Raw genomic sequence first — 26,200 nt, forward strand, 5'->3', positions numbered from 1 at the left:
CGACAAACGAGCGAGACCCCAGGAGCATAGCGTACTATGCGACTGGGGCGAGAATCTTTCCTTAAAATCACTCGGTCAACAAAGCTGCAGCTTCAAGTACGACGGATTTAGTCGATGCTACGCAGCAGAGCGTTAATACCCACTTTAGCGCGGGTCTGGGCATCTACTTTTTTGACGATAATAGCGGCGTACAAGCTATGTGTACCATCTTTAGATGGAATAGAACCTGGTACTACTACTGCACCTGCAGGTACACGGCCATAAGTGATTTCGCCGGTTTCGCGGTCATAAATACGGGTTGACTGGCTGATATAGACACCCATAGAAAGCACTGCGCCTTCTTCGATGATGACACCTTCCACTACTTCAGAACGGGCGCCGATAAAGCAGTTGTCTTCAATAATAGTTGGGTTAGCCTGCAGCGGCTCTAATACACCACCAATGCCTACGCCACCGGATAAGTGGACGTTTTTACCAATTTGAGCACAGGAGCCCACAGTGGCCCAGGTGTCCACCATAGTGCCTTCACCGACATAAGCGCCGATATTGACGTAGGATGGCATCAGCACCACGTTTTTATCGATAAAACTGCCTTTACGCACTGCTGCAGGAGGCACAACACGCACACCTTCAGCGACAAAACGCTCGTGTGTGTAGTCAGCAAATTTCATCGGTACTTTATCGAAGAAACGGTTTTCAGCGCCGTCCATCACCTGATTGTCATTGATACGAAAAGACAATAACACCGCCTTTTTCAGCCATTGGTGAGTGACCCATTCGCCAGCGATTTTTTCCGCAACACGGGCTTTTCCGCTGTCCAGAAGTTCAATAGCTGCAGTGACGGCAGCTTTGACTTCAGCAGTTACAGTGGCTGGAGTAATGGACGCACGTTGTTCAAACGCGGCTTCGATAACGGATTTTAAATCTGACAAAACTTTATCCCTCTGTCACATGAGTTAATTGTTCGACAAGAACACGACGCAGCTGTGATTGTTGATCGGCATCGAGCGCCTGATCTTGTCTCGTAGAAATCATAAAAAAGTCTTCGGCTTTCTCGCCTATGGTAGTGATTTTGGCGGCGTGAATACTAATCTCACATTGCTGGAATACCGAACCTATATCAGCCAGTAAACCCGGCATATCCAGCGCAGTAATTTCCACCATGGTGCGGTGTTTATTGGCGCCCGGAATAAACACTACTTTCGGCGCTATATTAAAGGGGCGCATCTGGCGGGATAAACGTTGTTTACCGCGCGACAGATCTGGTTTGCCGCTAATATAAGTTTCCAGTGCACGTTTGAGGCTCTGTAAACGGGAGGGCGAGGTGACTGGTTCGCCGTTTTGCTCCAATACTACAAAGGTATCCATGGCATAACCGTCTTTGTTGGTCATGATCTGGGCATCAAAAATATTGACTTTTTTGCTGTCTAGCGCTGCCACTAAATGGGCAAATAAGTTGTCCTGATCCGGTGTATAGATAAAGACCTGAGTACTGCCGCGGTAAGGAGTTTTATCCACCAGCACCAAAGGCTCATTGGGGTCTTTGTGGCGCAAAATATGTTCGCAGTGCCAGACGATTTGCTTTGGGTTGTAGCGAGCGAAATAATCTGCTTTGATCCGCCCCCACAACTGCAACACTTCGTGTTCGGTAAATCCTTGTTTTTGTAATAACTTCATGGCTTCGGCCTGATTTTCGCGAATGAGATCTCGTAGATCCATTGGCTTCTCAAGGCCACGGCGGAAGGCTTTTTGGGTGCCTAAATACAGCTCCCGTAATAACGAGCCTTTCCAGTCATTCCATAAATTGTCGTTGGTGGCGCGAATATCGGCCAGCGTCAGGCAATAGAGGTAGTTGAGCCGGGTTTCGTCGCGCACTTTGTCAGCAAATTCAGCAATCACAGCCGGGTCGTGAATATCGCGACGCTGCGCTGTGACCGACATCAATAAATGACTTTCGACTAACCAGGCCAGCAATTTGCTGTCAAAGTCACTTAACTTATGCAGTTTGCCAAATTCACGTGCATCCAGCGAACCCAGCTCTGAGTGATCGCCGCCTCTGCCTTTGGCGATGTCATGGAAAATACCGGCCAGATATAAAATCTCCGGTTTTCCATACGTTTGACTATGTCAGTGCAAAGCGGAAACTCGTTCTCAAAACCTGCCTGTGAGTAGCGGTATAAGTTTTTCAGCACACGGTGAGTATGTTCATCCACAGTGTAAGCATGGAATAAGTCAAACTGCATCTGACCGACAATATTACGCCAGGCTGGCAGATAAGAGGCTAAGATGCCGTGGCGGTGCATTAACGTTATAGCTCTGTCCATACCGCGCGGGTGACGCATAATACTCATAAAAAGCTGACGGCAGGCTTCATAATCCTGCAAGTCACCCATCAGACGACGCCGGACCAAACGTAATAGACGAATGGTGTCGGAGTGAATGCCAGTGATATTGGAATTATTGGCGATATGCCAGAACAGCCGCAGAATATTTTCACGTCGGGCAAAGACTGCATTATCGGTAGCGCGAATTAAATGACCGGTCAGTTCAAAAAAATCATCCAGCTTTTGCTGTTTCAGTTTGCTTTGGCTATTGAGAATACTGCCGTCAAAATGCTGCAGCAGCATATCGTTCAGCTCAGCCACCCGTTGCACCGTCTGGAAAAACCGTTTCATCATACGTTCGACAGAGGCTTTGCCATCATCACCAAAACCCAGGCGTTTAGCGACAGCAGGCTGATAATCAAACAAAATACGGTTTTCGTTACGGCCAGATTCGACATGCAGGGCAAAACGCATTTGCCATAAATAAGCCTCACACTCCATCAGCTCCTGATATTCATCTTCCGTCAGGTACTGATAAGCCACCAGTTCACGCATAGTTCTGGTATTAAAGTGCTTTTTCGCCACCCAGCCTATGGTCTGAATATCACGCAGACCTCCGGGGTTGGCTTTTAAATTCGGCTCTAAGTTATAGGCTGTGCCGTGATACTGGGCATGACGCTGTTGTTGTTCATCCCTTTTGGCCTGGAAAAATGCCTGAGAAGTCCAGAAGTTGTCTTTACAGACCTGAGCCTGCAACTCATCAAACAAGTCTTTGCTGCCGGTGAGCAAGCGCATTTCCATCAGGTTAGTGGCAATGGTGATGTCTTCTTTACCGAGCGTGACAGACTCTTTGACGCTGCGCACACTGTGACCGACCTCTAAACGTAAATCCCACAGCAAGGTAATAAATTGACTGATTTGTTCTTTTTGCTGGGCGTCGAGTTTGCTGTCGGTTAATAACAATAAATCGATGTCGGAGCAGGGGTGTAATTCACCCCGGCCATAGCCACCGACCGCTATCAGACTGATTTTTTTGTGTGTATGCAGGTCAAAATGTTGCCATAAAGACACCAGCACTTCGTCGATAAAACGAGCGCGGGCTTTGACTAAATTGCCAACAGTTTGATGTTCAAAAGCATTTTTCAGCCAGTCATTAAACTCAGCAAAATATTTTTTGTAACTATCCAGAGTGCATAAACCAGGTAAAGACTTATTAAACGCCAGCGCCATGTTCATTTGCTTTACCTCAGGTCTTAGGCGGCCGCCTTCAGTCTGGTTTCGACTCAGTCGGCCGTGACTATTCGTTCTATGGTGTCGTCAGATCGTAACGTTAAAATTTCGCAGCCTGTGTCTGTCACAACAATAGTGTGTTCAAACTGCGCTGATAAACTACGATCTTTAGTCACAACCGTCCAGCCGTCTTTTAACAATTTACTGTGACGCTCTCCTGCGTTGATCATCGGTTCTATCGTCAAACACATACCGGTTTTTAAGGTATCGCCAGTGCCAGGGCGGCCATAATGCAAAACTTGCGGGTCTTCGTGGAAGACCTGGCCTATGCCATGACCACAGTATTCACGCACTACTGAGTAGCTGTGCTGCTCTGCGTGTTGCTGGATCACAAAACCTATATCCCCTAAACGGGCACCGTTTTTCACTTTACGGATACCTTTGTACAGACATTCCTGAGTCACACGTATTAAACGCTCAGCCATAATGCTGGGTTTGCCAATGACAAACATTTTTGACGTATCGCCGTGAAAACCATCTTTAATCACAGTGATATCGATATTGATAATGTCGCCGTCTTTGAGTTTTTTCTCCGCTGACGGAATACCATGGCAAATCACCTGATTGACTGATGTACAAATGGATTTTGGAAAGCCGTGGTAATTCAAAGGGGCAGGGATAGCCTGCTGCACATCGACAATATAATTATGGCAAATGGTATTGAGCTCTTCGGTGGTGACACCGGCTTTGACGTATGGCTCAATCATCTCTAATACTTCGGCAGCCAACTTACCTGCTACACGCATTTTTTCGATCTGATCTGCTGTTTTAATAATCGCGGCCATGCCATCTCTCTCTGCTGTAAAAATACACATTTCATTGTGTTTCAAGGGTGCTTATGGTATAAAGCGCGCCGCGATTTGGCAAATCAGATTCTGCTAAAAACGCAAAACGCAGATTAAAACTGCAATTAACTAAACAACACACATACATCGACACATAAGCCGGGGTGCTGCAACTCATTGAGTTACAGTCGGTTTTATGGGATGTATGGAGGCCCAACCCCATTACTAAGGAATATTTATAATGGCAAAAGTTTCTATGCGCGATATGCTCCAGGCGGGCGTACATTTCGGTCACCAAACACGTTACTGGAACCCAAAAATGAAGCCATTCATTTTCGGCGCTCGTAACCGTGTTCATATCATCAACCTGGAACAAACTGTTCCAATGATGAACGATGCTTTAGCTTTCATTCAGTCTGTTGCTGCTAAAAAAGGCAAAATCCTGTTTGTTGGTACTAAGCGCGCTGCCTCTGAAGCAATCAAAGAAGCTGCTTTGCAAGTTGACCAGTACTATGTAAACCACCGTTGGTTAGGTGGCATGCTGACTAACTGGAAAACTGTTCGCCAGTCTATCAAGCGTTTAAAAGATCTGGAATCTCAAAGCCAGGACGGTACTTTCGACAAGCTGACTAAAAAAGAAGCTTTAGACCGTACCCGTGAAATGGACAAGCTGGAAAAAAGCTTAGGTGGTATCAAAGACATGGGCGGCTTGCCTGATGTTCTGTTTGTGATCGACGCCGACCACGAACACATTGCAATTAAAGAAGCCAACAACCTGGGTATCCCAGTTGTATCTATCGTTGATACTAACTCAGATCCTAAAGGTGTTGACTTTGTGATCCCTGGTAACGATGACGCTATCCGCGCTATCCAGTTATACCTGGGCGCAGTCAATCAGGCCATCACTGAAGGCCGCAGCAAAAACATCGAAGTTCAGGCTGAATCTGAAAACTTCGTCGCTGCTGAGTAATTGCATTGTCTCTGTAGCCTTGTAACCAAGGCTACATAAAGCAAGTTTAAACTTACAGGGGCAGTTTAATTGCCCCTGTTTGTCCACGAAAAAATTTTGCGAGGAACTCCCCATGGCTGTAACTGCTGGTATGGTAAAAGAATTACGCGAGCGCACTGGCGCTGGCATGATGGACTGCAAAAAAGCTTTAGAAGAAACTGCAGGTGACATCGAAGGCGCAATCGAATTAATGCGTAAAAATGGTCAGGCTAAAGCTGCTAAGAAAGCTGGCCGTATTGCTGCTGAAGGTACTGTGATCACTCGCGTTGGTAACGGTTACGCTGTTGCAATCGAATTTAACTGTGAAACAGATTTCGTAGGTCGTGACGCTAGCTTCCTGGCTTTCTCTAACGCTGCTGCTGACCTGGCTCATGCCAACAAGCTGTTCACTGTTGAAGAATTGTCTGCTGCCAAGCTGGGCGACGCTACAGTTGAAGAAGCCCGCGCCACACTGGTCACTAAAATCGGTGAAAATATCGCAATCCGTCGTATCTCTGTAGTACAGGGTGACGTGATTGGTCAGTACACTCACTCAGGCCGTATCGGTGTGTTAGTGGTACTGGAAGGCGGTAACGAAGATATCGCTAAAGACGTTGCTATGCACGTTGCTGCTAACAACCCTTCATTCCTGACTCCAGAGTCAGTGCCAGCTGAAGTTGTTGCTAAAGAGCAGGAAATCCAGATCGAAATCGCTATCAACAGCGGCAAGCCAAAAGAAATCGCTGAGAAAATGGTTGCTGGTCGTATGACCAAGTTCACTGGCGAAGTTTCTTTAACTGGCCAACCTTTCGTGAAAGATCCTTCAATCACGACTGGTGACTTCCTGAAACAAAACGGTGCTAAAGCTGTTAGCTTCATCCGTTTAGAAGTAGGTGAAGGCATCGAAAAAGCAGAAACTGATTTCGCTGCTGAAGTTGCTGCTCAAATCGCTGCTGCTAAGAAGTAATTTACGCTTTAGCAATGCTTTGAAACCAGCTAGAATAACCGCGACCTGACCTTCGTCTGTCGCGGTTTTTTTATGTACAGGATGTACGGTACGTCGAAAATGCAGGAGCAATTTTTCGACGATGTACAGGATGTACGGTACGTTTGGCTTGTTATACAAACCCATGTATATAAAAATGACCCACAGCAAGGTTGCACCTTCCAGATATAAAGAGGACCACATGAGCAATCCAAAACTCGCCTACAGAAGAATTTTATTAAAACTCAGTGGTGAAGCCTGATGGGTGAAGAAGGCTTTGGTATAGACCCTAAAGTGTTGGATCGGATGGCTCAGGAAATCAAAGAGCTGGTTGAATTAGGTATTCAGGTTGCGATTGTGATTGGTGGCGGCAATATTTTTCGTGGCGAAGGCTTAGCCAAAGCTGGCATGAACCGTGTGGTCGGTGACCATATGGGTATGTTAGCCACAGTGATGAATGGTCTGGCGATGCGTGACGCGCTGCACCGTGCTTTTGTCAATGCCCGCCTGATGTCTGCCATTCCATTAAACGGCGTCTGTGATAATTACAGCTGGGCAGAAGCTATTAGCCTGTTAAAATCTGGCCGTGTAGTGATTTTCTCTGCCGGTACTGGTAATCCATTTTTTACCACAGATTCAGCAGCCTGTTTACGTGGTATTGAAATTGAAGCCGATGCGGTATTAAAAGCCACTAAAGTAGATGGTGTCTATTCTGCCGACCCGGTCAAAGACCCAACAGCCACTCTGTACAGCAAATTAAGCTACACAGAAGTGCTGGAAAAAGAATTAAAAGTGATGGATTTAGCGGCCTTTACTTTGGCCCGTGATCATAATATGCAAATTCGTGTCTTTAATATGAATACGCCTGGTGCACTGAAACGTGTAGTGCTGGGTGAAGAAGAAGGCACATTGATCGACCACGCCGAAAAATTACAGTAAACTAACTGCCACTTTTTTGGTGTAGCAAAAAAAAGGAATAGCCAAAGTGATTAACGATATTCTTAAAGACAGTAAAACCCGGATGGAAAAGAGCGTTGAAGCGCTGAAAAGCCAATTGTCAAAAATCCGTACCGGCCGTGCTCACCCAAGTTTATTAGACGGTATTCAGGTGTCTTATTATGGTGCCAATACACCATTACGTCAGGTTGCCAACGTGTCGGTAGAAGATGCCCGCACTCTGACCATCAGCGTATTTGATAAAACTCTGATCCAGCCTGTAGAAAAAGCTATTTTGCAATCAGATTTGGGCTTAAACCCAATGAGCGCAGGTACTACTATTCGTGTACCTTTGCCTCCACTGACTGAAGAACGTCGTCGTGATTTAGTCAAAGTCGTTCGTAACGAAGCTGAAGGTGCCCGTGTTGCTGTGCGTAACATACGTCGTGACGCAAACGCTGATCTGAAGACTTTATTAAAAGATAAAGAAATTGGTGAAGACGACGAGCGTAAAGCGGCAGACGAAGTTCAGAAGCTGACCGATGCCTTTGTAAAGAAGGTGGATGAGGTTTTAGCGGACAAAGAAAAAGAGTTGATGGAAGTTTAATCAACCCAACCCTGATTAGGGAAATAGCGCCGTGTAGGGTATACTTCGCGGCGTTTTTTATTATTGTGACAAGGTCAGATTCAGATGACAGAAGTGCAAACCGCGTTACAAAACGCGTTGCCACAACATGTCGCCATTATCATGGACGGCAACGGACGCTGGGCTGAACGGCAGGGCAGACCTCGGGTATGGGGTCATAAAAAAGGTGTCGATGCAGTGCGTCGCGCCGTGAGCTTTTGCCGTAAATTAGGCATCCAGTCTCTTACCTTATTTGCCTTTAGCAGTGAAAACTGGCGTCGACCTGAAGACGAAGTCAGCGGTTTGATGCAGCTGTTTTTACTGGTATTACAGCAGGAAGTGAAAACCCTGCACAAAAACAATGTACGGCTGAATATTATCGGAGACTTGTCTCCTTTTAGCGACAAACTAAAACAACATATTAAAGAGGCGCAACAGCTTACAGCTCAGAATACAGCTTTGACCCTGAATGTGGCTGCTAATTATGGCGGACGCTGGGACATAGTGCAGGCAGCACAACAATTAGCGCAAAAAGTCGCTGATGGTGAGATGACTGCAGCACAAATTGACGAACAATTGTTATCAGGTTGCATGCAAATGCATGACCAGCCCGAGTTGGATCTAATGATCCGTACCGGTGGTGATGTACGCATCAGTAACTTTTTGTTGTGGCAAGCTGCTTATGCTGAGTTATGGTTTACCGAAACCTTATGGCCTGACTTTGATGATCAGGTGTTTTCGGAAGCTTTGGCAACCTACGCCAGTCGGGAGAGGCGTTTTGGTTGTACCGGAGCACAGATCCGTGAGCTGGCAATGCGTCCGATACAAGGATAACCAATTTGTTTAAGCAACGAGTAATTACAGCCCTGATCATGGCGCCTTTGGCGCTAGCCGCAGTTTTTTTCCTACCTCTACACTATTTCGCCATTTTTATCGCTGCCGCTTTTTTGATTGGGGCCTGGGAGTGGAGTTTATTCTGCGGCTACAGAACCAAACCCAGCCAATATAGTTTTATAGCCATTGTGGCCCTGAGTATGGCGTTGATTTATTGGCAATTGCCAGATACGGCCTATTGGCCTGTACAGCTGGATCATTTAAGCAACAGCTTATTAGCCATGGGTGTGGTGTGGTGGTTGATAGCGGTCCTGCTGGTATTAAGTTATCCGCGTAGCAGCCAAAGTTGGGCTCAGGGCCATTTACGCCGGGCTTTAATGGGCTGGTTCACCTTGGTACCAGCCTGGACAGCTTTACTTTTGATCCGCTCTGTCGATTTTCACCAGTCCAGTTACACAGGAGCCTGGTTGATTTGTTTACTGTTAGGTATTGTTTGGGCTGCTGATATAGGCGGTTATTTTATTGGTAAGCCTTTTGGTAAACGCAAATTATTGCCAGCTGTCAGTCCGGGTAAAACGCTCGAAGGTATGCTCGGTGGTGTCGGTTTTGTGATGCTGCTGGTTACAGCTGTGGCTTATTACCAAGGCTTTCCGGAAGAAACCGTCACCTGGTATCTGGCCGCTTTAGTGCTGACTATTTTGTCGGTATTTGGTGATCTAAGCGAAAGTATGTTTAAACGTGTGGCTGGCTTAAAAGACAGTGGCAGCATTATCCCGGGTCATGGCGGTATTTTGGATCGTATCGACAGCCTGACGGCCACAGCACCGTTATACGCTGTGTTGGTTGCCTTGATCGGAGGCTTCGCGTAATGCGGACTTTAGTGATCCTGGGCGCTACAGGCTCTATAGGCTGCAATACACTGGATGTTGTGGCTATGCACCCCGATGACTATCAGGTGTTAGGGGTAACAGCTGCCACTCAGGTGGATAAGCTGTTTGTGCAAATTCAGCAGTTTAAGCCTCGTTATGCGGTGATGACAGACCCATTAGCCGCAGACCAATTACGTCAATTGGTGAAAGAGGCTAATCTTCCGACTGAAGTTTGGGCTGGCGCTGAGGCCCTTTGTGATTTAGCTGCTCATCCTGATGTCGACATAGTGATGGCTGCTATTGTTGGCGCAGCGGGTTTATTACCTACTTTAGCTGCTGTTGAACAAGGCAAAACTGTATTACTGGCTAATAAAGAAGCACTGGTGATGAGTGGTGAGTTGTTTATCAATAAAGTGCAGCACTATGGTGCGACTTTATTGCCGATAGACAGCGAACACAACGCTATTTTTCAGTGTTTGCCCGCCGCTTTACAGCAAAATACCGCCACACAACAATTATCTGATTACGGTATTAGTAAACTGTTGCTGACTGGCAGTGGTGGCCCATTTTTACGCAAAGACCTGCACGAATTCTCAAGCATTACGCCCGCTCAGGCTGTAGCTCATCCGAACTGGGTGATGGGGCAAAAAATCTCTGTCGACAGCGCCACCATGATGAATAAAGGCCTGGAATTTATTGAAGCGCGCTGGTTATTTAATTGTGCGGCCGACGACATTCAGGTGGTGATCCATCCACAAAGTATTATCCATTCGATGGTGCAATACACAGACGGCTCTGTGCTGGCGCAATTGGGGCAGCCCGATATGCGTACTCCTATAGCTCATGCGCTGGCTTACCCAAAACGTATTCAGACTCATGTCAAACCGCTGAATTTTTTTGAATTAGCCGATTTCAGCTTCTCTAAACCAGAACCAGCGCGATACCCGAATTTATATCTGGCGATAGCTGCCTGTAGTTATGGTCAGGGCGCTACCACGGCGCTGAACGCTGCCAATGAGATGACAGTCGCGGCATTTTTAGCTGGTCAGATCCGTTTTACCGATATCGCTGTGTTAAATGAGCAAGCTCTGGAGCGTTTTGCCTCTATAAAAGCGCCTGATTTAGAAAGTATTCTGAGCCTTGACCAAGAGGCCAGAATTTATGTGCACGATCAATTGAAAAAGGTGAGTTAATGTCGGGTTTTATCTGGAATTTAATCAGCTTTGTCATTGCTATTGGCCTGCTGGTGACTGTGCATGAGTTTGGTCATTTTTGGGTGGCTCGAAAAAATAATGTGCTGGTGAAACGTTTTTCTATAGGTTTTGGTAAAGCTATTTACCGTTGGCGCGACAAACAAGGCACTGAATTTGTAATTGCGATGATCCCATTGGGTGGTTATGTCCGGATGCTGGATGAGCGGGTAGACCCTGTATTACCGCAATTTAAAGACTTAAGCTTTAACAGCAAAACGGTTTGGCAACGTATGGCCATTATTGCCGCAGGTCCTGTGGCAAATTTTCTGTTCGCTATTGTGTTGCTGTGGGGCATGTATTTAATTGGTGTGCCGAATATCAAGCCTGTGATAGGGCAGGTAACTGCCGAATCTATTGCTGCTAAAGCAGGTGTGCCAGCCAATGCCCAAATCACGGCAATTAATGGTGAGTCTGTGGAAGACTGGCGCGCTATCAGCTTATTGCTGGTTGAGCAAGTCGGTAGTCGGGCTGTGGACATTACAGTGCAGCAACTTGAGGGCAGCGACCAAAGTTATCAGCTGGATTTAACAGATTGGGCCTTTGACCCGGACAAACAAAGCGTTTTTGGTAGTTTAGGCCTGGAGCCACTGCGACCAGAGGTTCTCAATGAGATCAGCCAGATCCAGCCAGGTTCAGCAGCTGAAACTGCGGGTTTGCAGTTGGGTGATAAACTGGTTTCTGTGGATGGAAAAGCTGTAGCTGACTGGAACTCCGTGGTCACTTTGGTGCAAAACAGCCCTGATAAGCCTCTGCTTTTTGGTATCGAACGTAACGGGCAGAGCATGGATATTCTGGTCACTCCTCAAAGCCGTGAAACTGCTGATGGTTTTCATCAGGGGTATTTGGGGGTCAGTCCAAAAGTTTTACCCTGGCCTGAGCATTTATTGTTCACTCAGCAATATGGCCCTGTACAGGCGGTTGTTGTTGGGGTAGAAAAGACATGGCAATTGGTGCGGTTAAGCTTCTCAATGATTGGAAAATTCATTTTTGGTGATATTTCTGTCAAACATTTAAGTGGACCAATTTCGATAGCACAAGGCGCTGGAAGCAGCGCAGATATTGGCTTGATTGCCTTTATTTCCTTTTTAGCACTGATCAGTGTCAACCTTGGGGTGATAAATTTACTGCCCCTGCCTATTTTGGATGGTGGCCATTTAATGTATCTTGTGCTGGAACTAATACGCGGCAAACCTGTCTCTGAGAAGGCGCAGGAGCTGGGTTTCCGGATCGGAGCTCTGTTGCTGCTGACATTAATGGGAATTGCGCTGCTCAACGATATTTCTCGTTTGTAATAAACTAATCAAAAGTAGTCCAAAACAATGACAATTAAACGATTAGTAGCCGCGATGTTACTTGCTGGTTTAAGTAACTCGGTGCTCGCTGAACAATCATTTACTGTGCAAGACATTCAGGTCGAAGGCTTGCAACGTGTTGCGCTTGGTGCAGCATTAAATAATCTGCCGTTTAACATTGGCGATACCATCACAGATACGACTTTATCCCGCAGTATCAAAAGTCTGTATGCTGCAGGGCACTTTGACGACATTCAGGTGTTTCGTGATGGCAGTACTGTTATTTATCGCTTAAAAGAGCGTCCAACCATCAATAACATTGAGTTTGATGGCAACAAAGACATCAAAGAAGAGCAGTTAAATGAAAGTTTAACAGGTCAAAAGATTATTGTTGGCGAGCCTTTAGATAAAACCGTAATCAAAGAAGTTGAAAACGGCTTAACAGAGTTCTACCACGGCGTAGGTAAATACAACGCCACGGTCAAGATGAAGGTCACGTACTTACCTCGTAACAGGGTCAACCTGAAGATTGAATTTGAGGAGGGGGATGCCGCTTCTGTCCGTCAGATCAACGTGGTAGGTAACGAGTTATTCAGTGACGAAGAGCTGCTGAAAAATATCGAATCTAAGTACGATTTACCCTGGTGGCGCTTTTTGTCTTCAGACCGTTACCAGAAGCAAACCTTACAAGGTGACTTTGAGAAAATTCGTAGTTACTACCTAGACCGGGGTTACCTGCGTTTTAACATTGATGCGAATCAGGTTTCTGTCAGTACAGATAAAAACTCAGTGTATGTGACGCTGAACGTGACTGAAGGTGAGCAGTACACTATTACTGGTGTGGATTTTGTCGGTGACTTAATAGGTCAGGACGCTTTTATTAAGGCGCTTTTGCCGCTGAAAGCCGGACAGTTATACAACGGCGCTTTGGTGACCTATACCGAAGAGAGTATTGCTAAGTTACTGGCCCGTTTTGGTTATGCTAATTCTAAAGTTCGTACCATCCCGACCATCAATGATGATACTAAAGAAGTGGCTTTAACCATCAGTGTGGAGCCAGGAAAGCGGGTGTATGTGCGTCGTCTGGAAGTAGCAGGTAATGCCTCAACCAAAGATGAAGTCATTCGTCGTGAAGTCCGTCAGATGGAAGGTGCCTGGTTATCCAACGATGCGCTGGAGTTGTCCAAAGAGCGTATTCAGCGTTTACCTTATATCGAAAAAGTCGAATTCGAAACCAAAGAAGTTGCTGGTGTAGATGATAAAGTTGATGTCAGCTACAAAATTAAAGAACAGCCGTCAGGTAACTTTAATGCTGGTATCTCTTATGGTGATTTCCAGGGCTTGTCCTTCCAAATTGGGGTTGAACAACAAAACTTCTTTGGTACTGGTAACTCGGCTGGAATCAGCTTAAGCACTAACAGATACAACAAACAGATTTCATTGTCTGTCACAGATCCCTACTTTACGCTGGATGGGGTGAGTCTGGGTGGGCAGGTTTTCTATTCAGACACAGACTATTCCAGTTTGTCGTCTAACTTAGAAGCCTACAAACAAAAACGTTATGGTTTTGGTGCTTCTATTGGTTATCCGATTAACGAATACAACAGGTTAAACTTCGGCAGTAACTATGCTGTGAACGAAATTAACTCTTTGTCTGAATATGATCAGTTGCGTCATTTCAGAGCTGTATTGATGGATAAGAATGACCCGGATGGCGGCTACAAGTTTACTAACTATGAACTGGTTGCAAGTTGGATCCAAAGCACATTAAACCGTGGTTTATTCCCAACAGCTGGTCATGAAATGGTATTAAGTGGTCGTATTACGACACCTAATTCTGATTTGCAGTACTTCAAAACGACTTTTGAAGCCCGTAAGTACATTCCTTTAAGTAATGACCACCGCTGGTCGTTCTTAAGTAAGCTGGAACTTGGCTACGGTAATGGTTATGGTAGCAAAGATGGTTATGATTATACGCTGCCATTTACCGACAACTTCTATGCTGGTGGTCAGAATTTACGTGGTTTTGAAGCTCGTATTATCGGTCCTCATGCGATTTATCGTCAGATTAGTACAGTTCCTGGATTACCTAATCCAACAGGGCTGGCCGGGGCTTTCCCGACTGACCCAAGTTTTGACACTTATTTAGTGTCACCACGATCAACGGGTGGTAATGCCATGGCTATTGCTACCCTTGAGTTAATCACACCAACACCTTTTGTTGGTGAGGATTATGTGAACCAGATACGTACCAGCCTGTTTGTTGATGCAGGTAACGTCTGGGATACAGAGTTTGATTTAAGTCGTTACGACGGTCTAAGCCCAACGACAAGTCAGAATTTTAACAGTCCTGCGCTGTTAGACTATTCAGATCCAGGCTTAATACGTATTTCGACGGGTCTTTCTCTGCAATGGATTTCGCCTATGGGTCCATTGACATTTAGTTTGGCTAAAATCATCCAGAAAGAAGAGGGTGATGATCAAGAAAACTTTAGTTTCAATATTGGTACTACATTCTAAATTTATGGGAAATGGAAAACATGTTTAAGCAAAGCTTAGCAAAAACTGCATTAGTGTTGATGGCTGGTCTGTTCATGGCTGGTACTGCTGCAGCAAAAGAAATGAAAATTGGTTTGGTGGATGTGCAAGCTATTGTCGCTCAATTGCCTCAAACGACTTCTATTCAAAATACATTAAAAGCTGAGTTCGAAGGCCGCATCGCTGAAGTACAAAAGCTGGAAAAAGACATTGCTTTTAATCAGGAAAAATTAAAGCGTGATGGCGCAACCATGAACGACCAGCAGAAGAAAACTCTGCAAGGTGAGATGGAAAAACAAATGCGCAGCTACGAGCAGTTAGCTCGTCCATTGGATGAAGACTACCGTAAGCGTCAGGCTGAAGAGCGTAATAAGCTGATGGGCTTAGTGAAAACTGCCATCGATGCTATTGCGAAAAAAGACAACTATGACCTGATCTTAAATGCTCAGGCTGGTGTGTTCGTTAAACCTGAATATGACATCTCTAATGCTGTTGTAGCTCAGGTGAGCAAAGCCAAATAATGGCTAAGCTTACTCTGGCTTTTATAGCTGAGCAGCTCAATGCTCAGCTAGTTGGAGACGCCACGGCACTGATCAGTGCCGTTGGCACATTAGAAGACGCCACAGGATCTCAGTTAAGCTTCTTATCCAACAGCAAGTACCGTAAATTCTTACAATCGACTCAAGCCGGTGCTGTGCTGATCAAAGCTGAGGACCAGAGCTATTGTCCGGTCAATGCACTGATCGTAATAGACCCTTATGTGGCATTTGCGAAAATAGCTCAATTATTAGATTCCACACCTGCTGCCGCTTATGGGCGGGGGCAGAATATAGTGATAGACCCTTCTGCTTCCGTAGCGGATTCTGCCGTTATTGGCCCCAACGTGGTGATATCCGCTGGAGCTGTGATAGGTGAGAATGTACAGATTGGCGCCGGTTGTTTTGTTGGTGAACAGGCTCATATAGCCGATGGCTGTAAAGTTTGGCCTAATGTGACCCTCTACCACGGCGTACGGCTTGGAAAAAACTGTCTGGTGCACAGCGGCGCAGTGATAGGTGCAGATGGTTTTGGTTTTGCCAATGAACGTGGCCGCTGGTTGAAGATCCCTCAGGTCGGTACTGTCATCATAGGTGACGATACTGAAATTGGCGCTAATACCACCATAGATCGTGGTGCATTAGGCGATACAGTGATTGGCAATAACGTTATTCTGGACAATCAGGTACAAATTGCTCACAACGTGCAGATTGGCGATCATACCGCCATTGCGGGTTGCACAGTGGTCGCGGGCAGCACTAAAATTGGCCGTTACTGCATTATTGGTGGTGCTTGTGCTATCAATGGTCATATGGAGATTTGTGATGGCGTGCAAATCACCGGCATGTCGATGATTATTAAGTCTATTACCGAAAAAGGTATCTATTCATCCGGTACTCCGGCCAGCACTAATCTGGAATGGCGGAAAAATAGCGTCCGGTTTCGTCAACTGGATCAGATGTATCAAAAATTACGGGAACTTGAACAGCAAATGGCTGTTTTATCCCAACCGCCTTCAAAAGACGAATAAAATAAAAGAGGTTCACTTTGGCTAACCAATTGAATATCCTTGAAATACAGGAAATCATGGCCCTGTTGCCGCATCGCTATCCATTTTTAATGATCGACCGGGTTTTGGATTTCACTCCAGGCGAATCTTTGACTGCTATTAAAAACGTGACTATTAACGAACCTATATTCACTGGTCATTTCCCTACTATGCCAATTTTCCCAGGCGTGTTAATTCTGGAAGCGCTCGCTCAGGCCACGGGTATTTTGGGCTTTAAAACAGTAACAGAACGTGCTGAAAACGAGCTGTACTTATTTGCTGCTATAGACGAAGCTCGTTTTAAGAAACCAGTAGTTCCTGGTGATCAGCTGGTATTAGAAGTGAAGTTCTTAAAAGAACGCCGTAATTTGTGGAAGTTTTATGGTGAAGCCAAAGTGGATGGCCAGGTCGTTTGTAGTGCTGAATTGATGTGTGCCAGAAGAGAGCTTTAATATGATCCATCCTACCTCTGTGATTGAAACAGGTGCTGTACTTGGCCAAAACGTCAAAGTTGGACCATTTTGTTATATCGCTGCCAATGTGGTGATCGGTGATAACACTGTGCTTGAATCTCATGTGGTGCTCAAAGGCCCGACCGTTATAGGTAAAGGCAATCACTTTTACCAGTTCACCAGCATAGGTGAAGATTGTCAGGACAAAAAATACAACGGCGAGCCAACGGAACTTATTATTGGTGACAACAATGTATTCCGTGAAAATTGCACTGTGCATCGTGGCACTATTCAGGACAAAGGGGTCACCCGTATAGGGTCGAATAACCTCTTTATGAATAACACTCATGTGGCGCACGACTGCGTGATTGGTGATAACGTGATTTTTGCCAGCGGTGCTCAATCTGCTGGCCATGTGCATATTGGTGACTGGGCTATTTTAGGCGGTATGAGTGGTATTCATCAGTTCTGTCATATAGGTGCTCATGCCTTTATCGGTGGAGGCTCTATTGTAGTCAAAGATGTTCCTCCTTACCTGATGGCACACGGCTCCCATGCTGTTCCGGCTGGTTTAAATGTTGAAGGTTTAAAACGTCGTGGCTTCAGCGCCGATGCGATTTTAGAAGTACGCCGCGCTTATAAAGAAGTCTATCGTAAAGGTTTAACAGTGCAGGAAGCTTTGGATGCTCTGGCAGAGAAATCTGCCGAATTCCCGGAAGTCAAAGCCTTCACTGATTTTATCGCCAACTCCAGCCGTGGCATTATCCGCTGATGGGTGAATTGCAATCCAAGATAGCTCCTTATTCAGTGAAAGTCGCCTTAGTCGCCGGAGAACATTCCGGCGATATTTTAGGTGCTGATTTAATTCGCGCTTTGAAGCTTTTGTACCCGCAGGCCGAATTTTATGGCATAGGCGGTGAGCGGATGAAAGCCGAAGGCTTTAGCGCTTTGTTTGATATGGAAGAGCTGGCGGTGATGGGCATAGTGGAGGTGTTAGGCCGCTTGCCACGTTTGTTGCAGGTGCGCAAAGAGCTGCTGGAGCATCTTACTGCCACACAGCCTGATGTCTTTATTGGTATAGACGCACCGGATTTTAATATTCCGGTGGAGCTCAAGCTCAAAGCCGCTGGTATTAAAACTGTGCATTATGTCAGCCCTTCGGTCTGGGCCTGGCGGCAAAAACGAATTTTTAAAATAGCCAAAGCCACCAATATGGTGCTGGCGTTATTGCCTTTTGAAAAAGCCTTTTACGATAGATTTGATGTGCCATGCAGTTTTGTGGGTCATACGCTGGCCGATCAAATGCCTTTGCAGCCTGATAAAGCCGCTGCCAAAACTGAACTGGGTTTAAACCCGGAAGCACCAGTGCTGGCTATTATGCCGGGTAGCAGAACCAATGAAATCAAATTATTAGCTGCGGATTATCTGCTTGCTGCACAGGAACTAAAACGTCAGCAACCAGATTTACAGCTGATTTGTAATATGGTGACTGAGCAAAAAGCGGAGTTGTTCAAGCAAATCAAACAACAGGCCGCACCGGATTTAGTGGTGCAACTGGAAATTGGTAAAGCCCGTACCGTTTTAACCGCGGCTGATGCTGTGTTTATCGCCTCAGGTACTGCCACCTTAGAAGCCATGCTGGCCAAAACCGCTATGGTGGTGGGCTACAAGATGAACTGGCTGACGCATCAAATTGCCAAATGGTTAGTGAAATTGAAGTTCTTTAGCCTGCCGAATTTATTGGCTGATAAAGCCTTAGTGACTGAACTGCTGCAAGAGCAGGTAACGGTAGATAATTTAGTCAAAGCTATGGCACCTTTATTACAAGATCAAAAAGCGCAGCAAGCATGCGTGGGCTCTTTTACAGAGCTGCATCAATTGATCCGCTGTAACGCCAGTGAACAAGCTGCTGCGGCAATAGCAAAAGTGATGGAAAACCCTGTATGAGTGTTAAAGCTCTGAATGCTGAAACGTACCAAAGACCAGCAGCCGCATTGATTTGTGGTGTAGACGAAGTAGGACGGGGTCCGCTTGTTGGCGCTGTAGTGACAGCTGCTGTAATACTGGATCCGAATAACCCTATTATTGGCCTCAACGATTCGAAAAAACTGTCAGAAAAAAAACGTCTGCAGCTTGCTGAAGAAATTAAAGCTAAAGCTTTAAGCTGGAGCTTAGGCCGTGCTGAAGTGCATGAAATTGATAGTTTAAATATTCTCCACGCCACTATGCTGGCGATGACCCGTGCTGTACAGGGCTTACATATCAAGCCGGAATGGGCCTTAATAGACGGCAACCGTGTGCCGAAAGATATAGGTGTGCAAGCCAGTGCTGTGGTCAAAGGGGATGCTTTAGTACCGGAAATCAGTGCTGCTTCTATTTTGGCCAAAGTGGCGCGGGATGAAGAAATGCAGCAGCTGGATGCCACTTATCCGCACTATGGTTTTGCTGGTCATAAAGGTTATCCGACTGCTGAGCATTTAGCTGCCATTAAAACCCATGGTGTGATCGCAGAGCACAGACGCAGTTTTAAGCCAGTCCGGGATGTATTGGAGCAGATGCATGGCTGATCCGGCTTTTATTCATTTACGAGTGCACAGCGACTTTTCGATGGTCGATGGCATCAAAAAAATAAAGCCTATAGTCAAAGCGGCGAAAGAGCTGAATATGCCTGCGCTTGCTCTAACCGACCAAATGAACATGTGTGGTCTGGTGCGTTTTTACAGTACTGCGCACGAAGCCGGTATTAAGCCGATAGTAGGTGCTGATTTATGGGTGCAGCATCCGCTTTTTCCGGGCGAGGCTTGTCGTTTATTGATTCTGGCGTCTGATAATACCGGCTACCAGAACCTGACCATGTTGTTGTCCAAGGCCTATTTACGTGGCCACGTGCAGCATAAACCGCAGATTGATCACGATTGGCTGGTGGAATACAAAGAAGGTCTGATTGTGTTGTCAGGCGCAAAAGACGGCCCTTTAGGCAAAGCCTTAATTAAAGGTAATGCGCCCAGTGCTTTAGCTTTAGTGCAGTTTTATCAAGAGCATTTCCCCAACCGGTTTTTTATTGAACTGACCCGAACTGGTCGCCCGGATGAAGAAACTTATATTCAGGCGGCAGTAGAGCTGGCAGAGCGCGAACAGTTGCCTGTGGTGGCCACCAATGAAGTGGTGATGTTAAGCCCTGACGATTTTCCTGCTCATGAAATCCGGGTTGCCATTCATGATGGTTACACTTTAGAAGATAAAAGACGGCCAAAAAATTACAGCGAGCAGCAGTATCTGCGATCAAGCGACGAAATGTTGGAGCTGTTCTCCGATATTCCTGAAGCCTTACAAAACTCAGTTGAAATCGCCAAACGCTGTAATGTCACCATACGTTTAGGGGAATACTTCCTGCCAGCTTTCCCGACTGGTGGTTTATCCGACGCTGATTTTTTGGTTTTAAAATCAAAAGAAGGTCTGGAAAAACGCTTGCTGCAGTTATTTCCCGACCCACAAGTGCGTGAAGTTAAACGGGTTGAATACGACGAGCGTTTAGACATTGAGCTTGGCGTTATTAACCAGATGGGTTTCCCTGGTTACTTCCTGGTCGTGATGGAATTTATCCAGTGGAGTAAAGACAACGATATTCCGGTAGGCCCTGGCCGGGGGTCGGGTGCTGGTTCTCTGGTGGCTTATGCACTGAGCATTACCGACCTTGACCCGCTGGAATTTGACTTACTGTTTGAACGTTTCTTAAACCCTGAACGGGTGTCAATGCCTGACTTTGACGTCGACTTCTGTATGGACAGGCGCGACGAGGTGATAGAACACGTCTCCGACATGTATGGCCGTGAGGCGGTATCTCAGATTATCACCTTCGGTACCATGGCGGCTAAAGCTGTGATCCGCGACGTAGGACGGGTCTTAGGCCATCCTTATGGTTTTGTTGACCGAATCTCTAAGCTTATTCCACCCACGCCTGGCATGACACTGGAACAGGCTTTTAAAGAAGAGCCACGTTTACCTGAGCTTTATGAGGCCGATCAGGAAGTCAAAGATCTGATCGATATGGCACGTCAGCTGGAAGGGGTAACCAGAAACGCTGGTAAACACGCTGGTGGTGTGGTGATAGCGCCGACTAAAATTACCGACTTTGCCCCTGTCTATTGCGATGAAGAGGGCAATAACCCCGTCACTCAGTTTGATAAAAACGACGTGGAATATGCAGGTCTGGTCAAATTCGACTTCCTCGGTTTGCGCACACTGACCATCTTGCAGTGGGCTGTGAATATGACCAACGAGCGTCTGGCCCGTGAAGGCAAGCCGCTGGTCGATATCAATACTATTCCTCTGACCGACCGAAAGAGCTTCGACTTATTAATGAAGGCGGATACCACAGCGGTATTCCAGCTGGAAAGTCGCGGTATGAAAGACTTAATCCGCCGTCTGCAGCCAGACTGCTTCGAGGATATGATAGCGCTGGTGGCGCTGTTTCGGCCCGGTCCTTTGCAATCAGGCATGGTGGATAACTTTATCGACCGTAAACGCGGTCGTGAAGAGATTTCCTATCCGGATTCGACCTGGCAGCATGAGTCACTCAAACCTATTCTGGAGCCGACCTACGGTATTATCCTGTACCAGGAACAGGTCATGCAAATAGCGCAGGTGTTGTCTGGTTATTCACTGGGCGGCGCTGACTTATTACGCCGTGCTATGGGTAAAAAGAAACCAGAAGAGATGGCTAAGCAGCGCGATACATTCCGTGATGGTGCTGTTGCCAATGGCGTCGATGCCGAACTGTCGATGAAAATCTTCGACCTGGTAGAGAAGTTCGCAGGCTACGGTTTTAACAAATCGCACTCCGCTGCTTATGCGCTGGTGTCCTACCAGACGCTGTGGATGAAGGCGCATTATCCGGCTGAGTTTATGGCCGCCGTCATGTCTGCCGATATGGATAACACAGATAAAATCGTTATTCTGGTGGATGAATGTGAGCACATGAAGCTCAAATTGATCCCGCCTGATGTGAATTCTGGTGAATATAAATTTACAGTAAACCGCCAGGGCCATATCGTCTATGGCATAGGCGCGATAAAAGGTGTGGGTGAAGGCCCGGTCGAAGCTATTTTAGCGGCGCGCGCTAAACACGGCAGCTTCACAGATTTGTTCGACTTCTGTAATAAAGTTGATTTAAAACAGCTGAATCGTCGCGTCATTGAAAAGCTGATTTTATCAGGTGCTATGGACCAGTTAGGCCCACACCGTGCGGCGATGATGGCGACTTTAGAAGAAGCGATGAAAGGCGCGGAGCAGCAGGCCAAAGCCGAAGCCGTGGGCCAGTCAGATTTATTTGGTCTAATGGCGCCCGGGCCTGAACATGCCGCCAGTGCCTTTAAACAAGTGCCAATCTGGCCGGATGAAGTTTGGCTCGAAGGTGAACGTGAAACCTTGGGTTTATACCTGACCGGTCACCCGATCAATAGGTATTTAGAAGAGTTACCGCATTACAGCACTGGCCGTTTAGTCGATATGCAGCCAGGTCGACGCGATCAGGTGGTGCATGCAGCAGGTTTAGTCTTGTCTGTACGCACCATGATCAATAAAAAAGGCAGACGCTGGGCTATTGTCACTTTAGATGACAAATCTGCCCGCTTAGATGTACGTTTTTTCCCCGAACAGTTCGAAAACTTCGAGCATTTGCTGCAAAAAGACAAAATTTTGGTGGTGTCGGGACAGGTCAGCTTTGATGATTTCAGTGGTGGCCTTACAATGTCGGGCCGCGAAGTAGTGGACATCATAGCTGCACGGGAAAAATGCTTAAAATCTTTGACCTTAACTGTACATCAACAGCAAATGGGACTGGATTATCTGCAAAAACTGCAGCAAGCTATGCACGAATTTAAATTAGGCACAGTGCCTGTAAAGCTGGTGTACCAGCGTGACGAAGGTCAAATCACTGTGGCTCTGGGCACCGAATGGTGGGTGACCCCAACAGACGCTTTGTTGCATCAATTGCGACAATTAGCAACAATACAACTGGATTTTCATTAATTAGGTAGTGACAGTCGATGATGCTGAATTATTTAGAGTTTGAGCAACCGATTGCGGAACTTGAAGCCAAAATAGAAGAACTTCGCAAAGTAAGCCGCAATGGCGAGTTTGATCTCGGCCTTGAAGAAGAAGTAAACAAGCTGAAGGAAAAAAGCTTAACTCTGACCAAAAAGATTTTCGCAGAGTTAGGTGCCTGGCAGGTTGCTCAGTTAGCCCGTCATCCGTTGCGTCCTTACACGCTGGATTATATTAAACATATTTTCACTGACTTTGATGAGTTTGCCGGTGATCGTACTTTTGCTAACGATCCTGCCATTGTCTGCGGTACAGCCCGTTTAGGTGATAAAACTGTGATGGTGATTGGTCATCAAAAAGGCCGTGACACCTCAGAGAAAATCAAACGTAACTTTGGTATGCCAAAACCTGAAGGCTACCGTAAAGCTTTACGTATGATGGAAATGGCTGAACGTTTTAACTTACCCATCATCACTTTTATTGACACCCCTGGTGCATACCCAGGTGTGGGCGCTGAAGAACGTGGTCAAAGTGAAGCTATTGCCCGTAACCTGAAAGTGATGGCTGGCCTGAAAGTGCCGGTGCTTTGTACTGTGATAGGTGAGGGCGGTTCTGGTGGTGCTTTAGCCATTGGCGTCGGCGATCAGGTCAACATGCTGCAATACAGCACCTATTCGGTGATTTCACCTGAAGGTTGTGCTTCTATTCTGTGGAAAAGTGCTGATAAAGCCCCTATTGCTGCCGATGCTATGGGTATTACCGCTCCGCGTTTAAAAGAGCTGAACCTGATTGATGAAATCGTCAGTGAGCCTTTAGGTGGAGCACACCGCAATCACGAGCAAATGGCGCAAAGTTTAAAGCAGGCTTTATTACGCGACTTAGCCAAGCTAGAAAAGTTAAGTATTGAAGACTTGCTGGACAGACGGTATAAGCGCTTAATGTCTTTTGGCTACTGCTAATAGAGCCGTTGTGCCTGAAGCTGTATAAAATCAGCGGGCATAGTGGGAAAGGGCGGGGATAAAAACCGCCCTGCAAGCCGCCGTAAGGCGGTTTTTGTATTTAGGATCATTGTCTTTGAATAGTTCTGAGTTACTGGCACCACTGCGTTTGAACATCCAACAGCTTGTTTAAACCAGCTGGTGCTTGGCTTATCCGGTGGGCTGGACTCTATGGTGTTGCTGGAACTTTGCCATCAGTTGACTCAACGTTCAGCTATCAAGCTTAAAGCTGTGTATATCCATCATGGTTTAAGTGCCAATGCCGATCAGTGGGCTGCTTTTTGTCAGCAGCAATGCCTTAAGCGTAACGTTCCCTTTGAAGTACAAAAAGTACAGCTGAACCCTACTGCCAATATTGAAGCTCAGGCCCGTGCCGCCCGTTATTCGGCTTTAGCTGCTTTTGTTACCACTCCCCACACCGCTTTATTAACGGCTCACCATGCCGATGATCAACTGGAAACTTTGTTGCTGGCACTAAAACGTGGCGCAGGTCCGGCCGGTTTATCCGGTATTGCCGCTTTGCAGCCTTTTGCTGCAGGTTGGTTAGTGCGGCCTTTATTAGATTTTAGCCGTGAGCAACTGGAAGTCTTTGCACAAGGGCAGCAGCTTAAGTGGATCGAAGATGAAAGTAATAACGACAATAGATTTGACCGTAACTTTTTGCGTTTAGAGGTCATTCCGTTACTGCAACAGCGCTGGCCGGCGTTCCGACAAAATGCGCTACGTTCTGTTGCCCATATTCAGCAGCAACAGCAGTTTGTTGAGAAACAGCTTGATCAGCTATTACCTGCTGTAATGCATGAGGCTGAATTAGATTTAAAACTACTAACGTCGCAAGACTTAATCACACAAAAGCTGTTAGCGCGCCGCTGGTTGGCTTTAACTGGGCTTAATCCATCCACCGACTGGCTGGAGCGATTCTTTTCTGAGTTGATTCAGGCTAAAGCCGACGCTCAGCCTCTGCTGGAACTGGATGGGTATCAAATCCGCCGTTTTGCCAACAAGGCTTATATCACGCAAGTTACAGAGGTTCCGCAGCCTGGGGTTTGGCTCGAATTAAAACCAGGACAACAGTTAAACACTGTGGTAGGTCAATTTATCCTGAACGTAGAAAACAAAGGTACAGCTTTGTTACTCACAGATGATCCTGTGTATCTGGTATTTGGGCTTTTTAGCTTGCCGTTTAAACCTGCAGGACAGCGGCATAATAAAGAATTAAAACAGTGGCTGAAGTTGTGGGCCATACCGCCCTGGCAACGCTTGCTATTGCCTGTGCTGGTGCAAAACAATCAGGTAGTTGCGGTTATAGGACTTGCCTCGAATTCGACTAAAGAACAAGCCACTGCTTTTATCGACTGGCAAAAACCTTAAACTAAAACTGCGCCAAATCGCAGGTAAAAAAAAGGGCTGTTGGATCTTCTGTCCTTTAGCCCCAAGGTTCGACGACTAAAACCTATACTGATCCGCATCAGGCCTGATTCAACAACGCCACCTTCACTGCATTTTTACCCGCTAATTTAGCTTGTGATAAAGCTTCATCAGCACGGCTGAATAACAGTTCTGATTTTTGATTGGGTGCCAGATGCGCTAAACCTGCGCTCGCTGTGACTGCAAACTGATTACAGACATGATGCTGGTTGATCGCTTTCACCAGACGATGAGCGACCAATTCAGCCGACAAGGCATCGTCTGCTGTCAGTAAGATAGCAAATTCATCACCACCAAAACGGAATAAACAATCGCTGGCTCTTAAGGTTTGACGCATAGCATCAGCCACTGCAATCAGCACATCATCACCAGCAGGGTGACCAAAGTTGTCGTTGGTTTGTTTAAAGTTATCCAAATCCAACAGAATTAATGCACAGGCTTCTTTGCGTCTGTGTGCCAACTGCACTGCACGCTCAAACTGATCGTCAAAATGACGTCTGTTTCCCAAGTCGGTTAAGCTATCTTTTAACGCTAACTGTTGTAAACGCACAACCACCAGCGTATTGCGAAGTGGATACAGCCATTGACGTTCCAACTGCCATAACTGATGCTGGATCAACGGAGTAAACGCCTGATCAGACTGATAATTCAGCTCCGCCAGGCACTGCTCATTGAGCATCAACACACTGCGATGCTCAAAATGGCCATCTTCAGAGCCCGGTGCCAGGTATTTGCCTACAGCGGTTTGCAATTGGATAGAGCGCAAAGGCAAAACTTTGCCAGCGGCCATTGAATAAATCTGGAGTTGATCTGCAAGATCCAGACTGGTTTGTAACTGCTCTGGCAGAGTCGCCGGATCTGTCGATAAACCAGACCAATGCGGCTGACTGGTGACGCCAGCGTAGCTGGTTCCACTTAAAGTCATATCTTGTAAACCATATAATTCCACTGCCGATACTCCGGAGCATATCAA

At 46.4% G+C, this 26,200-nt stretch carries 22 protein-coding genes and 1 pseudogene; 18 read left to right on the forward strand and 5 right to left on the reverse strand.

What is annotated here, in order from left to right; all coding sequences use genetic code 11:
• Positions 1-107: 107 nt before the first annotated feature.
• Genes dapD through map form a run of 4 tightly spaced genes read right to left on the reverse strand, consistent with a single transcriptional unit; the run spans position 108 to position 4,399 of the window.
• The gene (gene dapD, locus WH43_RS15490) at positions 108-932 is read right to left on the reverse strand and encodes a 2,3,4,5-tetrahydropyridine-2,6-dicarboxylate N-succinyltransferase (protein WP_053425484.1); all 825 of its coding nucleotides are present in this window, start codon (positions 930-932) and stop codon (positions 108-110) included.
• 4 nt (positions 933-936) lie between these two features.
• Positions 937-2,100, reverse strand: coding sequence for an ACT domain-containing protein (locus tag WH43_RS20820; RefSeq protein WP_353504806.1), 1,164 nt, complete (start codon positions 2,098-2,100; stop codon positions 937-939).
• Positions 1,992-3,560, reverse strand: coding sequence for a bifunctional uridylyltransferase/uridylyl-removing protein GlnD (locus WH43_RS20825; protein WP_286049822.1), 1,569 nt, complete (start codon positions 3,558-3,560; stop codon positions 1,992-1,994). The genes WH43_RS20820 and WH43_RS20825 overlap by 109 nt, the downstream gene beginning before the upstream one ends.
• Positions 3,561-3,607: 47 nt before the next feature.
• Complete coding sequence (map, locus tag WH43_RS15500; protein ID WP_053425485.1) at positions 3,608-4,399, reverse strand: type I methionyl aminopeptidase; 792 nt, start codon at positions 4,397-4,399, stop codon at positions 3,608-3,610.
• 241 nt (positions 4,400-4,640) lie between these two features.
• On the opposite strand from map, the gene rpsB reads away from it, so the two are divergent.
• The 18 genes and pseudogenes from rpsB to tilS all read left to right on the forward strand — a co-directional run bounded on the left by rpsB (position 4,641) and on the right by tilS (position 25,170).
• Entirely contained in the window at positions 4,641-5,369 is a 729-nt protein-coding gene (gene rpsB, locus WH43_RS15505; protein WP_046519525.1) for a 30S ribosomal protein S2, read from the forward strand.
• Between the two features lie 112 nt (positions 5,370-5,481).
• Positions 5,482-6,354 carry a translation elongation factor Ts gene (tsf, locus tag WH43_RS15510; protein WP_053425486.1) on the forward strand — a complete coding sequence of 291 codons (873 nt, stop codon included), beginning with the start codon at positions 5,482-5,484 and terminating at the stop codon, positions 6,352-6,354.
• 220 nt (positions 6,355-6,574) lie between these two features.
• Positions 6,575-7,311, forward strand: a pseudogene (pyrH, locus tag WH43_RS15515) (UMP kinase).
• A gap of 46 nt (positions 7,312-7,357) precedes the next feature.
• Complete coding sequence (frr, locus tag WH43_RS15520; protein WP_053425487.1) at positions 7,358-7,915, forward strand: ribosome recycling factor; 558 nt, start codon at positions 7,358-7,360, stop codon at positions 7,913-7,915.
• An 84-nt stretch (positions 7,916-7,999) separates the two neighbouring features.
• Positions 8,000-8,767, forward strand: a complete 768-nt coding sequence (uppS, locus tag WH43_RS15525; RefSeq protein ID WP_008900627.1) for a polyprenyl diphosphate synthase — start codon at positions 8,000-8,002, stop codon at positions 8,765-8,767.
• A 5-nt stretch (positions 8,768-8,772) separates the two neighbouring features.
• Positions 8,773-9,636 carry a phosphatidate cytidylyltransferase gene (locus tag WH43_RS15530; RefSeq protein WP_053425488.1) on the forward strand — a complete coding sequence of 288 codons (864 nt, stop codon included), beginning with the start codon at positions 8,773-8,775 and terminating at the stop codon, positions 9,634-9,636.
• Positions 9,636-10,829, forward strand: coding sequence for a 1-deoxy-D-xylulose-5-phosphate reductoisomerase (gene ispC, locus WH43_RS15535; protein WP_053425489.1), 1,194 nt, complete (start codon positions 9,636-9,638; stop codon positions 10,827-10,829). Before WH43_RS15530 ends, ispC begins: the two co-directional genes overlap by 1 nt.
• Positions 10,829-12,181, forward strand: coding sequence for a sigma E protease regulator RseP (rseP, locus tag WH43_RS15540; RefSeq protein WP_053425490.1), 1,353 nt, complete (start codon positions 10,829-10,831; stop codon positions 12,179-12,181). The genes ispC and rseP overlap by 1 nt, the downstream gene beginning before the upstream one ends.
• 27 nt (positions 12,182-12,208) lie before the next feature.
• Positions 12,209-14,701 (forward strand): outer membrane protein assembly factor BamA, encoded by a 2,493-nt coding sequence (bamA, locus tag WH43_RS15545; protein ID WP_053425491.1) that lies wholly within the window; start codon positions 12,209-12,211, stop codon positions 14,699-14,701.
• Between the two features lie 20 nt (positions 14,702-14,721).
• Entirely contained in the window at positions 14,722-15,240 is a 519-nt protein-coding gene (locus tag WH43_RS15550; protein ID WP_053425492.1) for an OmpH/Skp family outer membrane protein, read from the forward strand.
• The gene (gene lpxD, locus WH43_RS15555; protein WP_053425493.1) at positions 15,240-16,286 is read left to right on the forward strand and encodes a UDP-3-O-(3-hydroxymyristoyl)glucosamine N-acyltransferase; all 1,047 of its coding nucleotides are present in this window, start codon (positions 15,240-15,242) and stop codon (positions 16,284-16,286) included. The genes WH43_RS15550 and lpxD overlap by 1 nt, the downstream gene beginning before the upstream one ends.
• A 17-nt stretch (positions 16,287-16,303) precedes the next feature.
• Positions 16,304-16,756, forward strand: coding sequence for a 3-hydroxyacyl-ACP dehydratase FabZ (fabZ, locus tag WH43_RS15560; protein ID WP_053425494.1), 453 nt, complete (start codon positions 16,304-16,306; stop codon positions 16,754-16,756).
• A 1-nt stretch (position 16,757) separates the two neighbouring features.
• Complete coding sequence (gene lpxA / locus WH43_RS15565; RefSeq protein WP_053425495.1) at positions 16,758-17,528, forward strand: acyl-ACP--UDP-N-acetylglucosamine O-acyltransferase; 771 nt, start codon at positions 16,758-16,760, stop codon at positions 17,526-17,528.
• Complete coding sequence (lpxB, locus tag WH43_RS15570; protein WP_053425496.1) at positions 17,528-18,703, forward strand: lipid-A-disaccharide synthase; 1,176 nt, start codon at positions 17,528-17,530, stop codon at positions 18,701-18,703. The genes lpxA and lpxB overlap by 1 nt, the downstream gene beginning before the upstream one ends.
• A complete protein-coding gene (gene rnhB / locus WH43_RS15575; RefSeq protein ID WP_152342877.1) occupies positions 18,700-19,323 on the forward strand; it encodes a ribonuclease HII in 624 nt (207 codons plus the stop codon). The genes lpxB and rnhB overlap by 4 nt, the downstream gene beginning before the upstream one ends.
• Positions 19,316-22,786, forward strand: a complete 3,471-nt coding sequence (gene dnaE, locus WH43_RS15580; RefSeq protein ID WP_053425497.1) for a DNA polymerase III subunit alpha — start codon at positions 19,316-19,318, stop codon at positions 22,784-22,786. The genes rnhB and dnaE overlap by 8 nt, the downstream gene beginning before the upstream one ends.
• A gap of 17 nt (positions 22,787-22,803) precedes the next feature.
• The gene (gene accA, locus WH43_RS15585) at positions 22,804-23,760 is read left to right on the forward strand and encodes an acetyl-CoA carboxylase carboxyl transferase subunit alpha (RefSeq protein ID WP_053425498.1); all 957 of its coding nucleotides are present in this window, start codon (positions 22,804-22,806) and stop codon (positions 23,758-23,760) included.
• A gap of 180 nt (positions 23,761-23,940) precedes the next feature.
• Complete coding sequence (gene tilS / locus WH43_RS15590; RefSeq protein ID WP_152342878.1) at positions 23,941-25,170, forward strand: tRNA lysidine(34) synthetase TilS; 1,230 nt, start codon at positions 23,941-23,943, stop codon at positions 25,168-25,170.
• Between the two features lie 97 nt (positions 25,171-25,267).
• Here tilS and WH43_RS15595 read toward each other — a convergent pair whose 3' ends face one another.
• Positions 25,268-26,176 carry a GGDEF domain-containing protein gene (locus WH43_RS15595; protein WP_053425500.1) on the reverse strand — a complete coding sequence of 303 codons (909 nt, stop codon included), beginning with the start codon at positions 26,174-26,176 and terminating at the stop codon, positions 25,268-25,270.
• Between the last annotated feature and the right edge of the window lie 24 nt (positions 26,177-26,200).

The sequence above is a fragment of the Rheinheimera sp. KL1 genome, assembly GCF_001275035.1.
In the GTDB taxonomy this organism is placed as follows: Bacteria; Pseudomonadota; Gammaproteobacteria; order Enterobacterales; family Alteromonadaceae; genus Pararheinheimera; species Pararheinheimera tangshanensis.

Coding starts and splice junctions, on each gene's coding strand:
- WH43_RS20825 (WP_286049822.1), bottom strand. CDS start 3,560: ATGAACATGGCGCTGGCGTTTAATAAGTCTTTACCTGGTTTATGCACT.
- map (WP_053425485.1), bottom strand. CDS start 4,399: ATGGCCGCGATTATTAAAACAGCAGATCAGATCGAAAAAATGCGTGTA.
- rpsB (WP_046519525.1), top strand. CDS start 4,641: ATGGCAAAAGTTTCTATGCGCGATATGCTCCAGGCGGGCGTACATTTC.
- tsf (WP_053425486.1), top strand. CDS start 5,482: ATGGCTGTAACTGCTGGTATGGTAAAAGAATTACGCGAGCGCACTGGC.
- uppS (WP_008900627.1), top strand. CDS start 8,000: ATGACAGAAGTGCAAACCGCGTTACAAAACGCGTTGCCACAACATGTC.
- ispC (WP_053425489.1), top strand. CDS start 9,636: ATGCGGACTTTAGTGATCCTGGGCGCTACAGGCTCTATAGGCTGCAAT.
- rseP (WP_053425490.1), top strand. CDS start 10,829: ATGTCGGGTTTTATCTGGAATTTAATCAGCTTTGTCATTGCTATTGGC.
- bamA (WP_053425491.1), top strand. CDS start 12,209: ATGACAATTAAACGATTAGTAGCCGCGATGTTACTTGCTGGTTTAAGT.
- WH43_RS15550 (WP_053425492.1), top strand. CDS start 14,722: ATGTTTAAGCAAAGCTTAGCAAAAACTGCATTAGTGTTGATGGCTGGT.
- lpxD (WP_053425493.1), top strand. CDS start 15,240: ATGGCTAAGCTTACTCTGGCTTTTATAGCTGAGCAGCTCAATGCTCAG.
- lpxA (WP_053425495.1), top strand. CDS start 16,758: ATGATCCATCCTACCTCTGTGATTGAAACAGGTGCTGTACTTGGCCAA.
- lpxB (WP_053425496.1), top strand. CDS start 17,528: ATGGGTGAATTGCAATCCAAGATAGCTCCTTATTCAGTGAAAGTCGCC.
- rnhB (WP_152342877.1), top strand. CDS start 18,700: ATGAGTGTTAAAGCTCTGAATGCTGAAACGTACCAAAGACCAGCAGCC.
- dnaE (WP_053425497.1), top strand. CDS start 19,316: ATGGCTGATCCGGCTTTTATTCATTTACGAGTGCACAGCGACTTTTCG.
- accA (WP_053425498.1), top strand. CDS start 22,804: ATGATGCTGAATTATTTAGAGTTTGAGCAACCGATTGCGGAACTTGAA.